Genomic DNA, 15,115 nt, shown 5'->3' with positions numbered 1-15,115 from the left:
AAGTGCCCCTGTGCCGCCGAGTGGCCGGCGGCACAGGGGCCTGGATCAGAGCAGGCGGGGGTTATCGGACGATGCCTTGGGTGTCGGTGCCGTCGCCGTTCCAGTCGCCGATGACGGGGAGGTCGGCGGTGTTGCCGAAGGGGACGGGGCGGGTGGTTTCGGTGGCGCTGGTGACGGGGCTGGTGCGCAGGTAGAAGGTGTAGCCCATGCGGACGCCGACGTTGGTCTTGCCGTCGCCGTCCCAGTCGCCGGCGAAGGGGGTGGAGTAGTCGTTGCCGTATTTGAAGTGGTAGTCGGCGTCGCCGCTGGCGGGGTTGTTGGAGATGTAGAAGATGCCGGTGGCGGGGTCGTAGGCGCTGGGGGTGTCGGTGCCGTTGCCGTCCCAGTCGCCGACGACGGGGATCCAGTTGGTGTTGCCGTAGCCGTAGCTGGTGGTGGTTTCGGTGGTGCTGGTGATGGGGGTGGTGCGTAGGTAGAAGCTGTAGCCCATGCGGACGCCGATGTTGTCCTTTCCGTCGCCGTCCCAGTCTCCGACGATGGGGATGGAGTTTCGGTTGCCGTATTTGATGTTGTACTGGGATTGGCCGTTGGAGGGGTTGTTGGACAGGTGGAAGGTGGCGGTGGTGGGGTCGTAGGCGCTGGGGGTGTCGACGCCGTCGCCGTCCCAGTCGCCGATGATGGGGATCATGGGGCTGTTGCCGTACCTAATGACCGGCCGGGTGTTGGTGTTGGAGTCGAAACTGTCGGACAGGGTGAAGTCCAGCACCCCGTAGTCGACCGGCTCGGGCTCGGGGTCGGGGGTGCTGTCGATGCCGAGGGGAGCGGAGTATCCGACGATGTCGCCGTCCGAGCGCGAGTAGCTGTTCTCCTTGACGCGGTCGCTGGCGTTGCCCTCGATGGTGTAGACGGTGCTCGAGGTCGCCGACTTGACGATGCCGACGTGGTTGATGTCGCCGTCCCGGTCCCAGTCGAAGACGACGGCGTCACCAGGCTGGGGCGTGTAGCCGCTCGACCGGGCGTGCCAGGTGCCGTACTTGGTCCCGTAGTTCTTGAAGGAGGCGGCCCAGCCTGTCAGCACGCCGCCGTCGGTCTCGGCGATGTCGGCGTTGCGCACGCCGGCGTTCTTCCACACGTACTTGGAGAAGTCGGCGCACCAGTCGCTGTCGCGCCACTGGACCCCGTCGGTCGAGGGACACCCGGAGGAGGGCTTCCAGGAGCGGAAGTACCCGGTGTAGAAGTTGCAGCCGCTGCCCATCGGCGATTCGTGGTTGCGCGAGGAGTTGTTGAGCTGGCCCTGGGCGACCGACACGATCGTCGCGCGCGACGCGGCGGCGGCAGGGGAGGTCGTGGTCGCGATGAGCCCTGTTCCGAGCAGAGCCGTGGTGGCCAGCCCGCCGCCGAGCCGGCGCAGGAAGCGCGAGCGGGTCGTCGTGGTCCCGGTGCGGGGGGTGATCGAACTCATGGGAGTTCCTTTCCGGTAAGTCCTGCGGGTCTGCCGATCTCCGTGTGAGAAGGATCCGGGTGGGCGCTCCAACCTTGCTGTAAGTGCGCTGTAGCTTCCGGCGGCCGGCGTGCGAGGGGATTACAGCGTCGTCGGCGCACGGCGCACGGCGCACGGCGCACGGCGGGCGGCGGGCGCGCGGGGGAGTGCCAGGGCGGTGTGTCCGACGACGCGGAACGCCCCTGTGCCGCCGTGTCGGTCACGGCGGCACAGGGGCGTGGGGTGGGGGGACGGCGGGGCGTCCCGGCTGTGCACCGGGACGGGGCCGGAAGGAGCTACCGGACGATGCCTTGGGTGTCGGTGCCGTCGCCGTTCCAGTCGCCGATGACGGGGAGGTCGGCGGTGTTGCCGAAGGGGACGGGGCGGGTGGTTTCGGTGGCGCTGGTGACGGGGCTGGTGCGCAGGTAGAAGGTGTAGCCCATGCGGACGCCGACGTTGGTCTTGCCGTCGCCGTCCCAGTCGCCGGCGAAGGGGGTGGAGTAGTCGTTGCCGTATTTGAAGTGGTAGTCGGCGTCGCCGCTGGCGGGGTTGTTGGAGATGTAGAAGATGCCGGTGGCGGGGTCGTAGGCGCTGGGGGTGTCGGTGCCGTTGCCGTCCCAGTCGCCGAAGACGGGGATCCAGGTGGTGTTGCCGTAGCCTTAGAAGGTGGTGGTGTAGGTGGTGCAGGTGATGGTGGAGGTGCGTAGGTAGAAGCTGTAGCCCATGCGGACGCCGATGTTGTCCTTTCCGTCGCCGTCCCAGTCTCCGACGATGGGGATGGAGTTTCGGTTGCCGTATTTGATGTTGTACTGGGATTGGCCGTTGGAGGGGTTGTTGGACAGGTGGAAGGTGGCGGTGGTGGGGTCGTAGGCGCTGGGGGTGTCGACGCCGTCGCCGTCCCAGTCGCCGATGATGGGGATCATGGGGCTGTTGCCGTACCTAATGACCGGCCGGGTGTTGGTGTTGGAGTCGAAACTGTCGGACAGGGTGAAGTCCAGCACCCCGTAGTCGACCGGGTCCGGAGGCGCCTGGGAGGCCACGATGGCATCGACGATGATCTTCGCGTCGCCGGCCTGCGGCTGGTAGCGGTCCGGGTACGCCGACACCTGAACGGCCTGGCAGACCTCGCCGATCGGCGCGGTCAGCCACTTCTCGTCCGGGTACTTCGACTGCATCTTCTTGAGGAAGGCGTTGGTGGCCCAGTCCGGGTTCAGCCGCTCGGCCCTGGTCCCCCAGGAGGCCCGCTGCTGGAACAGCCCGAGGCTGTCGTGGTCGAGCTCCTCGCTGATGTTGTCGATGCTCGACTCGACGATCGTCGTGGTGATGGCGATGACGGCGGCCCTGAGGTTCAGCCCGCGGTCGCGCACGGCCTTGACCACCATCCGCGCGCAGGAGACGCGGTAGGCCGACATGTACCCCTTCATCTTGGCCTTCAGCGAGCCGTTGAGCTGCGTCGCGAGGGCGGAGTCGGTGGAGGTGGTGCCGTTCGCGTCGCACGCGGCGACGGCTCGGAGCGCGCCGACGTCACTGGCCTTCGCGCTGGGCGCCGGGGTGGGACCGGCCATGGCGGCGGGCGCGATCAGCAGGCTGCAGGTCAGCGCCATGGCGGTGATTCCGGCGAGCCGGAGGGCGCCACGGGCGGGACGCGAGGGGGATGCACTCATCGGATGCCTCATTTCGGGACAGATTCGATCTGGCTCCGAAAGAGTGCGACCGCGCGCTCCAATACCGCTGTAAATCCGTTGTAGGCCGCTCTACAGAACGACGTCCTCCTGCGCGGAGCCGGTTCTCCGCAGCGGAGCGAGCTCCGCGTGTTCGCGAGAGCCGTACGCCCGGAAGATCTCGACCGCCTCCGCCCGCACGGTCTCGGCCGCCGCGTACTGTCCCAGCTCTTCGTGCAGCAGGGCCAGGTCACGCAGGGTCCGCGCGCGGAACAGAGGAAGCCCCAGCTCCTCCCACTGCCGCACCGACTCCTTCAGGCAGCTCTCCGCCTCCGGGAGGTGCCCGACGGCGAGATGGAGCTCTCCCAGCGTGCGCAAGGTGATCGCCTCGCCCCACCGGTCGTGCAGGGCCCGCATGTCGGCGAGGATGCCGTCCAGCGCGGGCAGCGCCTCGTCGCACCTGCCCTGCCGGAGCCACGCCTTGGCGCGCGTGCGCAACGCGTAGCACTCCAGCAGCCGCTCGCCCATGTCGCCGAAGATGTGCGCCGCCTGTTCGCTCAGCCGCTCCGCTTCGGCGTACTGATCCCTGGCCAGGTGGTGCAGGGCCATGGTGCGCAGGGTCAGCGCCTCACCTCGCCGGCTGCCCGATCGCCTGTACAGCGTGAACGCGTGGTCCAGGTCGTTCCAGGCATGATCCAGGTCGCCCTGTTCCAGCCTGACCGACCCCGCCAGCCGCTGCACGTGGGCGAGAGCGGCCTCGTCGCCCTCGTCGCGCCACATCCGCTGAGCGCTGTCGAGATAGTGAAGCGCCTCGGGCAGGTGCCCCTGTTCGCGGCAGACGACGCCCATGCCCGTGAGGATGGCGCACTCTCCCCGCAGGTCCCCGGCGGCGCGGAACATCGCGAGCGCCTTGCCGAAGTACTCCTGCGCGTCGGCGTAGCGGTCCTGCTCGTATCGCAGCTGGCCCAGCTCCGCGAGCAGCGTCGCCTGCCCGGCGGTGTTCCCCCTGCGCCGCGCGACGGCCAGGGCGGCGTCGTGCGTGCGGCTCCAGGCCGTGAACTGGTTCTCCACGGCGAAGGCGGAATGGCACAGCGCGGAGGCCAGTTCGACCGCGGCCTCGTCGAGGTCCAGTCCCGCCGCCAGTTCGACGCCGACGACCAGCGGCTCCTCCTCGATGCGGAACCACGTGTTGGGCGCCGCCAGGACGGCCCGCGCGGCCTGCGGATCGATGGGCAGGGCGAGCCGGTAGGACTCGCGCACCGCGATCGTGCCCGACGGTTCGACGGCGCGCACCTTCGACAGCAGCCAGAGCCAGCCGCCGAGCACCCTGGTCACCGCGCCGACGCGCTCCGGTGGCGGGTCCTCGGCCTCGGCGCGCTCGCGGGCGAACAGCCGGATGAGATCGTGCAGCCGGTAGCGTACCTGGCCGATCGCGTCGACACCCTCGACCTCGACCAGCGAGGCGTCCACCAGCTGTTCCAGTTCCCGTTCGGCCTCGTCGAGGCTCGACCCGGTGGCGGCCGCCGCGACCCAGGCGGGAAAGTGCGGAAGGCCGAGCAGACCGAGGTACCGCAACGCCCTGCGGACCGAGCCGGTCAGCAGTTCGTAGCTCAGGGCGATGCCGGCGCGGACCTCCTGGTCGCCCACGGCGAGCTCGTCGAGCCGGCGCCGCTCATCGGCGAGGCGGTCGGCCATGAGTTTCACCGACCACTGCCGGCGCGAGGCGAGCCTGGCTCCGGCGATGCGGATGGCGAGGGGCAGGTACCCGCACTGCCGTACGATCATCCGCGACGGTCCGGGCTCCGCGGTGACGCGTTCGGCGCCGGCGACGTGGGAAAGCAGGGCGAGCGCCGCGTCGACGGTCAGCGTGCCGAGCTCCGTCGGCAGGGCGCCGGCGAGGCTCGGAAGCTTGTTGCGCGAGGTGATCAGCACGGCGCATCCCGCCGAGCCGGGCAGCAGCGGGCGGACCTGGCGTTCGGTGGCCGCGTCGTCGAGCACCACCAGCATGCGGCGGCCGGAGAGCAGGCTGCGATAGCGGTTGACCCGCTCCTCCAGGGTCGGCGGAAGCTCCGGCGCGGGCGTGCCCAGTTCGCGCAGGAGGCGGCCCAGGACCTCCTCGGGCGTCGCCGGCAGCTCGGTGGTGCCGCGCAGCTCGGCGTAGAGCTGGCCGTCCAAGTAGCGCTCGGCGACGTCGTGGGCGACCCGTAACGCGAGGGTCGACTTGCCGGTGCCGCCGGCGCCGAGGATCACGCAGACCGGCATGGCGGACGGCCGGGTCAGAGCCGCCCGCAACAGGACCGTCTCCTCGGTCCGGCCGGTGAAGTCGGGGATGACGGGAGGCAGCTGGTACGGCCTGCCCCTCTCGGGGGCGCCCCTCTCAGGAATGCCCCTCTCAGGAATGCCCCTCTCAGAAGTGCCCCTCTCGGGAGCGGCCCTCTCAGGAGAGGCCCTTTCGGTACCGGCCGCTTCGGGAGTGGCCCTCTCGGTACCGCTCCTTCCGGTCGGGAACCTCGCGATACCGGTGCTGCCGGTACCGGCCCGCTCGGGAGTGGCCCCGGTGGCACCGGACCTTTCGGGCCCGGCTCCGCCGGGGCCGGGCCTGCCGGGCGTTCCGCTCGCCGCCCCCGAGCCCGTGGGCGCGGAGGTCTCCGGCGGGCGCGTCCGGGAGCGGCGCCCGGGTGACAGGCGCGGGTCCCCTCGCAGGATGCCCTCGTGCAACCGCCGCAGCTCGGGGCCGGGGTCGATGCCGAGCTCCTCCGCGAGGACCTCCACGCCCTGCCGGTAGACCGCGAGCGCGTCCCCCCGCCGCCCGAGGTGGTTCAGGGTCGCCATGAGGTCATGGCGAAGGCGTTCGTGGGTGGGATGGCGTGCCACCAGAGCGGTCAGCTCTCCGATCACCTGCTCGTGCAGGCCGATCTCGAGGTCGGCGGCGATGCGCTCCTCGGTCACGGTGAGCCGCAGCTCGTCCAGGCGCCGGGCCTCGGCGAGCAGGAAGGAGTCGCCCATCCCGCCGAGGGCGGGACCGCGCCACAGCGCGAGGGCGGCGCGGAACCGCTCGGCCGCCTCCTCGTGCCGCCCCTCGGTGGCCGCGCGGCGTCCTTGGGCGACGAGCGTCTCGAACGCGGAACGGTCGACGGCGCCGGCGGGGACGTCGGCCAGGTAACCCGCCTGGTGGGACACGATGACGGGGGGCATGTCCGCGCGTTCGAACGATCGTCGCAGCGACGAGATGTAGGTCTGCAACACCGCCCGGGCGGTCTCCGGGGGATCCGCGCCCCAGATGGCGTCGATGAGCCGTTCGGCCCCGACCACGTGGCCCTCGTCGATGAGCAGCGCGGTGAGCAGGGTTCGCGGCTTCGCCCCCCCGAGCGGCACCTGACGGCCGCCGTTCCAGACCTCTATGGGACCGAGGAGCCGGAACTCCATGGATTCCTCCAGCGACGACCTCCCGGGGGCACCGAACACGTGAACCGTGGACGGCCTTCGTCCAACGCAACGGTTCGACACGATTGGGGAGTTCCCCCTGACCGTTACCCGCCTCGCGGTGGGAGCCAGCGTAGATGATCCGGTGCGTGACCGACAGGGCCGGCGATCTCGGCGACGGTGTCCACGGGGGGGCGGGGGTGGGCGGCCCGGGCGCTCAGGGGCCGTCCACCCTCCGTTCGGCGGTCAGGGGGAGGTGCAGGTGAGGGCCGAGGGGACGCTGTTGGCGCCCGTCCAGCTGCCGTTGAACCCGAAGGTGGTCGAGGCGCCGGCGCCCAGGTCGCCGTTGTAGCTCGCGTTTCCGACCGTCACGGCGCCGCCGCTCTGGCTCACGGTTCCGTTCCACAGTTGGGTGACCGTCTGGCCGTTGGCGAAGGTCCACCTCACCGTCCAGCCGCTGAGCGAAGCGGTGCCGTTGTTCCTGACGGTGACCTCGGCGCCGAAACCGCCCTGCCAGGAGTTCGTGACGCGGTAGGTGGCCGCGCAGCCGCCGGGCGGAGGGGGCGAGGGGGTGGTCGGCGCGGTCGGGGTCGGCGTGACCGGCGGCGACGGAGTGGTCGGCGGGGTGGGGGTCGGGGTGACGGGGGGCGTCGGGGTGGCGCCGTCGAGCAGGGCGGCCAGGGGCGGGTACCACTTGTTCGCCATCTTCTGGTCGCCGGTGGCGTTGGGGTGCACCCCGTCCCCGGTGTCGCTGGAGGTGCTGAACCCGGTCCACTGGTCGACGACCACGATCGGCGACTGGGTGGTGCTCTTGGACTGCGCCCACCCGGGGATGGCGGAGTTGAGCGCGACGACGCGCTGGGCGCACTCGGGGCAGGAGCCCGGGTTCATCGGGATGATCTGCGCGACGAGGATCTTCATGTTCGGGTTGCTCGCGCGCATCTGGTCGACCAGCTTGCCGTACGCGGCCAGGATCGTACTGGTCGCGCGGTTGCTCCACACGTCGTTGGTGCCGAAGTGCATCAGCACGACGTCGGGCCGGGTCGCCGAGAGCCAGCCGGGGAGCTGGTTCTGGTCGGCGACGGTGGTGACCAGCGCGCCGCCGTGGCCCTCGTTGTCGCCGTCGTAGCTCACCCCGCATCCCTGGGGCGGCAGGGTGCCCACCATGTCCACGCTGTAGCCGCCCTGCACCAGCTTGTTGTACAGCAGGGCGCGCCAGCAGCCGGGGGAGCCGGTGATGGAGTCGCCCAGCGGCATTATCCGCACGGTGGCGGCGCGGGCCGGCGGCACGAGCGCGAGCGCCGTGTACGCCAGGACCCCGATCATCGCCGCCATGATCGCCAGGAGTGCGCGTCCGGTCGCCATGCTCCACCTCCGCCTCGTCCGCGTGGCGATGGTATGGAGGCGGCGTCCCCGCTAGGAAGGAGGTGGCCTGCTTAACCGGTTCGACCTGCGATGACATGGCGCCCGGCGGTGAAAGTTACAAAGGACGGGCCCTGACTCCGCATGGCGTTCCCTCACTGAGGACGGTCGCCGTCACAGCCAGCGTTCGCGGGCGGCGTGCCAGGCCAGTTGCATGCGGGTCTGGACGCCGGCCGCCTCCATGATGCCCGAGACGCGCCGCTGGACGGTGCGCTGGCTGATGCCGAGCTGGCTGGCGATCGACTTGTCGGGCACGCCCGCCACCAGCAGCGACAGCAGGTAGAGGTCGTCGGGGTCGAGAGGGCAGGGCGCCGTCTCGGCCTCCAGCGACAGGGCGCCGCCGTCCATGACGCTCAACGGCGTCGCGCGGTCCCACTGGCTCTCGAACAGGGCGAGCAGCGCGTCGAGCAGGGTGCCGCCGCGGATCAGCGCCGCGGTGGGCTCGGACAGGCCCGGCCGCTGGACGAGCGTGAGCAGGCCGATGCGGCGGTCGGCGACGGTCAGCCGCACGGGGAGCCGCGGGATGGCGCGGGACCGCTCGCCCAGCTTGATCGCCTGGGCGACGTCGGCCTGCATGCCGGGCTCCTCCAGCAGCGCGCGTTCGTAGATGACGCGGTAGGTCACGCCGCGGGCGAGCGCGGACGGCTCGGCGTCGTTCTGGGCGGCGGTCATCGCGACCGGGCCGGCCAGGCAGAAGCCCAGGATCTCCTCCCGGGCGTTGTCCTGCATGTGCAGCAGGTGCTCGCGCATCGCGGCCCGGTTGGGCAGCACCTCGATGAGCTGGGCGGCGTCCCTGCGGCGGACGTTGGCGCGGTACTCCTCCGACAGCTCCTCCAGGGAGCGGCGCGCCCAGTCCAGCGACTGCTGGCGCCGCAGCAGCGACGCGCCGAGCGCGATGTCGGGCGCGACGGCGGCGAACCGTCCGGGGGAGACCTCGCGGACCAGGCCCTTGGCGGCCATCGACCGCAGCGCTTCTCCCACCTGTTCGGGTCCGAGCCGGGTGTGCCGCCCGAGTTCCCCGACCTCCGCCTCGGCGGCCGAGACCAGCAGCCGATACGTCAGTTCCTCCACGGAGTTCAGCCCAACCGGCTCCAGCATGTCCCCATCATGACACCCGAAATAGGGATATTCGGCCACATACGACCTCACTTTGCCGCGTTCCGGCAGGTGAGGGCCGCGTCCGGACTACGGCGCGCTCCGCTCGCCGGTCTCGTTCTCAGCCTCCTTTTTGGTGTTGTCGATGTCCTCCATGTCCTGTGCCGCGGAAGGATCGGGCGCGTCGACCGGACGCAGCCGCTCCCACACCAGGAAGACGGCGCCGACGATGATCATGCCCACGCCGGTCCAGAGGTTGATGCGGATTCCCTCGGCCTTGCGCACCGCTTCCGCGCCGTCCAGCAGTCCGACGACGGTGAGGATGGCGCCGTAGATGAGGAACAGGCCGCCGATGATGCGGCGGATGTCGAAGAGCCGGGCGACGCGCTTGCGGTCGCTCTCGTCGTTCACAGCAGGTCTCCGATCGGGGACGAAACGGTCGTCTGCCCGGCCGTCGCCGGGATGGTGGTCGGGCGGTCCGGTGGCGGAGCAGCGGATCGGTTCGGCAACGGCATGGGTCAGATGAACGGGATGTAGAGGGCGGCGCCCAGGATCACCGCGCCGATGCCCAGCACCACCGGCGAGCGGTACCAGGCCGTGTCACCGGCCAGCGCGTCGTCGGCGATCGAGGCGTCGCTGAGCCCGTACACCAGGCCGCGCAACTCGCTCTCGGGCTTGGGGGTGGTGAGCAGCGTGACCACGATCGAGACCACCGCGTCCACCACGAACGCGGTGCCGGCGCCCCAGAAGGTGGCGTTCAGCTCGGTGCCGAAGTCCAGCACACCCGCCTTGAACAGGATGTAGGACGCGAAGGCGGCGAGCGTGCCGGTCAGCAGGCCCCAGAAACCGGCCCACGCGGTCATCCGCTTCCAGAACAGCCCGATGATGAAGGTCGCGAACAGCGGCGCGTTGAAGAAGGAGAACAGCGTCTGCAGGTAGTTCATGATGTTGCTGAACCCTGCCGCGATCAGCGCGGTGCCGATGCCGAGCACGACGCCGCCCACGGTGGCCAGGCGCCCGAGCTTGAGGTAGTACTCATCGGGCTTGTCCTTCTTCACGTGCGAGCGCCAGATGTCGTAGGTGAAGACGGTGTTGAAGCCGCTGATGTTGGCCGCCATGCCGGCCATGAACGAGGCCAGCAGGCCGGTGACCGCGATGCCGAGCACGCCGTTCGGCAGCAGTTTGCCCATCAGGAGCGGGATCGCGTAGTTGTACTGCGGGCCGCCGGGCTTGCCGAGATCGCTGAACAGCACCAGCGCCACCAGGCCGGGGATGACGGTCACGGCCGGGATCATCAGCTTGGGGTAGGCCGCGACGATCGGGGTGAGCCGCGCCGCCCGCGTGTTGCGCGCCGACAGCCCGCGCTGCACCTCGGCGAAGTTCGTCGTCCAGTAGCCGAACGACAGCACGAAACCGAGGCCGAGGACGATGCCGATCCAGTGCGCCCCGAGCGGGTTGGCGTCGGCCGACCCGGTGTTCGCCCAGGCGTGCAGGCCGGGTTCGCCCAGCGCCGACCGCCGCACCTTGTCCGCCAGCCCGGAGAAGCCGCCCACCTTGATCAGGCCGAGGACGGTGACCGGGATGAGGCCGGCGAGGATGACGAAGAACTGCATGACCTCGTTGTAGATGGCCGACGACAGTCCGCCCAGCACGACGTAGGCGAGCACGATGGCCGCCGAGACCACGATCGACAGCATCAGCGGCCAGCCGAGCAGCGCGCCCATCACCAGCGCGAGCGCGTACAGGTTGATCCCCGCGATGAGGATCTGCGCCACGGCGAAGGTGATCGCGTTGAGCAGCTGCGTCTGGCCGTTGAAGCGGCGGCGCAGGAAGTCCGGGACGCTGTGCACCTTCGACCGGTAGTAGAACGGCATCATCACGATGCCGAGGAACACCATCGCCGGGACGGCGCCGATCCAGTAGTAGTGCACGGTGGCGACGCCGTACTGCACGCCGTTGGCGGCCATGCCCAGGATCTCGGTGGCGCCGAGGTTGGCCGACAGGAACGCCAGGCCGGTGATCCAGGCGGGGAGGGACCTGCCGGACAGGAAGAAGTCCAGGCTGGTCTTGATGGCCCGGCGCGCGGCGAAGCCGATGCCGAGGACGGTGACGAAGTACAGCGCGAGGATGAGGTAGTCAAGAGGGTTGACGTCCAGCCGCAGATCCTGCGCCGCGAGAGTCAGGTGATGAGGCACCATCGCCCGTTACCCGGAAATTTCATGGTTTCACCTGCCGCTTCGTGCCACTTGTGAGATCCGCCGGTGGCCGTGCCTTTGCCGCACCCCGGTCGTCGTCCCGGTCGTCCCTGGTCGTCCCGCGGGCCTGCCTCCGCCAGGCGCGCGGGCCCCGTCCCCGCCGGCCGGCGGGGTCGCCGCCGGCCGCTTTCCCGCCCCGCCGCCGAGGGTTCCCGCCGGGCCGGCGCACGCCCGCGCCTGCCGGAGAATGTTTGAGCGCCAAACTATTGACGCCCTGGCACGGGTTGTGTGAACCTTCGGCGGAGGCTGTCAGGAGCCTCATCGGTACCATGCACGCTGGAGGTCGACGGTCAGGGTCCCACCTGATCGTGCATGGCGGTAGACCGCGTTCTCGAAGCGTTTCGAGGCGATCCGAAGGGAACCGTTCATGCGCAAGAAGCTCCTCAGCATGCTCGCGATGGCGCTCGCCGCCAGCTTCCTCGCGGGTGTGCAGGCGCCGCCCTCGGCGGCCGCCGCGTCCGAGCCCTACACCTTCAAGAACGTCCAGATCGGTGGCGGCGGGTTCGTCCCCGGCATCGTCTTCAACCAGAGCCAGAAGGACCTGATCTACGCGCGCACCGACATCGGCGGCGCCTACCGGTGGAACGCGTCGTCCCAGACGTGGACCCCGCTGCTCGACTGGGTCGGGTTCGACAACTGGGGCTACAACGGCGTGGTCAGCATCGCCACCGACGCCGTGGACCCCAACAAGGTCTACGCCGCCGCCGGCATGTACACCAACTCCTGGGACCCCAACAACGGCGCCATCCTGCGCTCCAGCGACAAGGGCGCCACCTGGCAGGCTTCGCCGCTGCCGTTCAAGCTGGGCGGCAACATGCCCGGCCGCGGCATGGGAGAGCGGCTGGCCATCGACCCCAACAAGAACAGCGTCCTGTACTTCGGGGCGCCGAGCGGGAACGGCCTGTGGCGCAGCACCGACTCCGGGGCCACCTGGGCCAAGGTGACCAACTTCCCCAACGCCGGCAACTATGTGGCCAGCCCCGGTGACGCCTACAACGGCGACAACCAGGGCGTCGTGTGGGTGACCTTCGACAAGCGCACCGGCAGCTCGGGCAGCGCGACCCAGACCATCTACGTCGGGGTCGCCGACAAGAGCAACACCGTCTACCGCACGACCAACGGCGGGACGAGCTGGGAGCGGGTCTCCGGCCAGCCGACCGGCTACATCGCGCACAAGGGCGTGCTGGACACGACCAACGGCTATCTCTACATCGCCACGAGCGACACCGGCGGGCCGTACGACGGGGCCAAGGGCGAGGTGTGGCGGTACACGACAGCTACGGGGGCGTGGACCCAGATCAGCCCCATTCCGTCCAGCAGCTCCGACGACTACTTCGGCTACAGCGGCCTGTCGGTCGACCGCCAGCACCCGGGCACGCTGATGGTGGCCACGCAGGTCTCCTGGTGGCCGGACGTGATCTTCTTCCGCAGCACCGACTCCGGCGCCACCTGGACGCGCGTGTGGGACTTCACCAGCTATCCCGACCGCTCGTTCCGCTACAAGATGGACATCTCCGCCACGCCGTGGCTGACCTTCGGCACCAACCCGGCCCCGCCCGAGGTCACCCCCAAGCTGGGGTGGATGACCGAGTCGCTGGAGATCGACCCGTTCAACTCCGACCGCATGATGTACGGCACGGGCGCGACCATCTACGGCACCACCGACCTCACCAAGTGGGACACCGGCGGGCAGTTCACCATCAAGCCCACGGTCATCGGTTTGGAGGAGACCGCCGTCCTGGACCTGATCAGCCCGCCGTCCGGCGCGCCCCTGGTCAGCGGCCTCGGCGACATCGGCGGGTTCCGGCACAACGACCTGACCAAGGTCCCGTCGATGATGTTCACCCAGCCCGTCTTCACCAGCACCAGGAGCCTCGACTACGCCGAGACCAACCCGGGCATCATGGTGAGGGCCGGCGACTTCACCGACTCCGACCGGCCCAACGACAGCCACGTGGCCTTCTCCACCGACGGCGGGGCCAACTGGTTCCAGGGCACCGAACCCGGCGGCGTCAACAACGGCGGCACGGTCGCGGCGGCCGCCGACGGCAGCCGGTTCGTCTGGGCGCCCGGTGACTCCGGTCAGCCGGTCGTCTACTCCGTCGGCTACGGCAACAGCTGGAGCCAGTCCTCCGGCGTGCCTTCCAACGCGATCGTCGAGTCCGACCGGGTCAACAAGAACAAGTTCTACGCCTTCGCCAACGGCGGCTTCTACGTGAGCACCAACGGCGGCGCCGCCTTCACCAAGACCGCGGCCGGCGGCCTGCCTTCCACGGGCGTCAAGTTCAAGGCTCTGCCCGGCACGGAGGGCGACATCTGGCTGGCCGGCGGCACCGGGGGCCTGTGGCACTCCACCGACTCCGGCGCCTCCTTCACCAAGGTGAGCGGCGTGACCGAGGCGACCAACATCGGCTTCGGCAAGGCGGCGCCCGGGAAGACCTACCAGGCGCTCTACCTCGCCGGACGGGTCGACGGCGTCTACGGCGTCTACCGGTCCGACGACACCGCCGGCACCTGGATCCGCGTCAATGACGACCAGCACCAGTACGGCAACATCGGCGAGGCCCTGACCGGCGACCCCCGCGTCTACGGCCGCGTCTACATCGGCACCAACGGCCGCGGCATCATCTACGGCGACCGCGACGGCAGCAGCACCCCCGACACGACGGCTCCGTCGAAGCCGGGGACGCCGACGGCGTCGGCGGTGACCTCGTCTGGAGCGACGCTGTCGTGGACGGCGTCGACCGACAACGTCGGGGTGAGCGGGTATGACGTGTACCGGGAGGCGGGGACGACGGATGTGAAGGTGGGGACGGCGACGAGCAATACCTTCACGCTGTCCGGCCTGAGCGCGAGCACGTCCTACACCTTCTACGTGGTGGCGCGTGACGCGGCGGGCAACAGTTCCACCGCCTCCAGTCCGGTCACCTTCACCACCACCTCCGGCGGCACCACCGACACGACGGCTCCGTCGAAGCCGGGGACGCCGACGGCGTCGGCGGTGACCTCGTCTGGAGCGACGCTGTCGTGGACGGCGTCGACCGACAACGTCGGGGTGAGCGGGTATGACGTGTACCGGGAGGCGGGGACGACGGATGTGAAGGTGGGGACGGCGACGAGCAATACCTTCACGCTGTCCGGCCTGAGCGCGAGCACGTCCTACACCTTCTACGTGGTGGCGCGTGACGCGGCGGGCAACAGTTCCACCGCCTCCAGTCCGGTCACCTTCACCACCACCTCCGGCGGCGGCAACAGTGGCTGCACGGCGACCTACGCGGTCACCAACTCCTGGCCGGGCGGCTTCCAGGGCGAGGTGACCGTCAAGAACACCGGCACCGCCGCCATCACCGGCTGGACGGTGAAGTGGGCCTTCGCCAACGGCCAGACCATCACCCAGCTCTGGAACGGCACCCTCACCCAGAGCGGCGCCAACGTCACGGTGAAGAACGTCTCCTACAACGGCAACCTCGCGGCGGGCGCCTCCACCACCTTCGGCTTCGGCGCCTCCTCTACGGGCACCAACGCCGTCCCGTCGCCGGTCACCTGCACCGCCGGCTGACCTCGGCCACCGGCCCGGCGGACACCCGCCGCCGGGCCCATCGGTGACACCGGCTCGACGGGCCACCCGCGCCGCCGACCGGCCGGGACCCGGCCGGCCGGCGTGGTGACGGACGCGGGGCCGGGGCCCGCCCCGGGGCCGGGGCCCGTGGGCCGGCGGGGGGGTGGGTGTGTTGGGATCTGTTAGTGGAGGTGGGGTAGTAGATGTGAAATAACCCAGA

Annotated in this window: 9 protein-coding genes; 1 reads left to right on the top strand and 8 read right to left on the bottom strand. The window is 70.0% G+C overall.

What is annotated here, in order from left to right; all coding sequences use genetic code 11:
* Nucleotides 1–61: 61 nt before the first annotated feature.
* From ABZU32_RS34105 to ABZU32_RS34070, 8 genes are all read right to left on the bottom strand, one after another.
* Nucleotides 62–1,462 (bottom strand): CHAP domain-containing protein, encoded by a 1,401-nt coding sequence (locus ABZU32_RS34105; protein WP_354928938.1) that lies wholly within the window; start codon nucleotides 1,460–1,462, stop codon nucleotides 62–64.
* 314 nt (nucleotides 1,463–1,776) lie between these two features.
* The gene (locus tag ABZU32_RS34100; protein ID WP_354928935.1) at nucleotides 1,777–1,923 is read right to left on the bottom strand and encodes a hypothetical protein; all 147 of its coding nucleotides are present in this window, start codon (nucleotides 1,921–1,923) and stop codon (nucleotides 1,777–1,779) included.
* A 216-nt stretch (nucleotides 1,924–2,139) separates the two neighbouring features.
* Nucleotides 2,140–3,144 carry a hypothetical protein gene (locus ABZU32_RS34095; protein WP_354928932.1) on the bottom strand — a complete coding sequence of 335 codons (1,005 nt, stop codon included), beginning with the start codon at nucleotides 3,142–3,144 and terminating at the stop codon, nucleotides 2,140–2,142.
* A gap of 90 nt (nucleotides 3,145–3,234) precedes the next feature.
* Nucleotides 3,235–6,567: a BTAD domain-containing putative transcriptional regulator gene (locus ABZU32_RS34090; protein WP_354928929.1), complete on the bottom strand. Its 3,333-nt coding sequence runs from the start codon at nucleotides 6,565–6,567 to the stop codon at nucleotides 3,235–3,237.
* 243 nt (nucleotides 6,568–6,810) lie between these two features.
* A complete protein-coding gene (locus ABZU32_RS34085; RefSeq protein WP_354928926.1) occupies nucleotides 6,811–7,929 on the bottom strand; it encodes a cellulose binding domain-containing protein in 1,119 nt (372 codons plus the stop codon).
* Nucleotides 7,930–8,100: 171 nt separating this feature from the next.
* Nucleotides 8,101–9,084 carry a LuxR C-terminal-related transcriptional regulator gene (locus ABZU32_RS34080; RefSeq protein WP_354928923.1) on the bottom strand — a complete coding sequence of 328 codons (984 nt, stop codon included), beginning with the start codon at nucleotides 9,082–9,084 and terminating at the stop codon, nucleotides 8,101–8,103.
* 87 nt (nucleotides 9,085–9,171) lie between these two features.
* Nucleotides 9,172–9,492: a hypothetical protein gene (locus ABZU32_RS34075; RefSeq protein WP_354928921.1), complete on the bottom strand. Its 321-nt coding sequence runs from the start codon at nucleotides 9,490–9,492 to the stop codon at nucleotides 9,172–9,174.
* A gap of 107 nt (nucleotides 9,493–9,599) precedes the next feature.
* On the bottom strand, nucleotides 9,600–11,279 hold the full coding sequence (locus ABZU32_RS34070; RefSeq protein ID WP_354928918.1) for a sodium:solute symporter family protein: 1,680 nt from the start codon (nucleotides 11,277–11,279) through the stop codon (nucleotides 9,600–9,602).
* Between the two features lie 454 nt (nucleotides 11,280–11,733).
* On the opposite strand from ABZU32_RS34070, the gene ABZU32_RS34065 reads away from it, so the two are divergent.
* A complete protein-coding gene (locus ABZU32_RS34065) occupies nucleotides 11,734–14,895 on the top strand; it encodes a cellulose binding domain-containing protein (protein WP_354929052.1) in 3,162 nt (1,053 codons plus the stop codon).
* The last annotated feature ends 220 nt before the right edge of the window (nucleotides 14,896–15,115 follow it).

The sequence above is a fragment of the Sphaerisporangium sp. NPDC005288 genome (assembly GCF_040607475.1).
Classification (GTDB): Bacteria; Actinomycetota; Actinomycetes; order Streptosporangiales; family Streptosporangiaceae; genus Sphaerisporangium; species Sphaerisporangium rhizosphaerae.
This window is presented reverse-complemented; position numbering and strand designations above follow the sequence as displayed.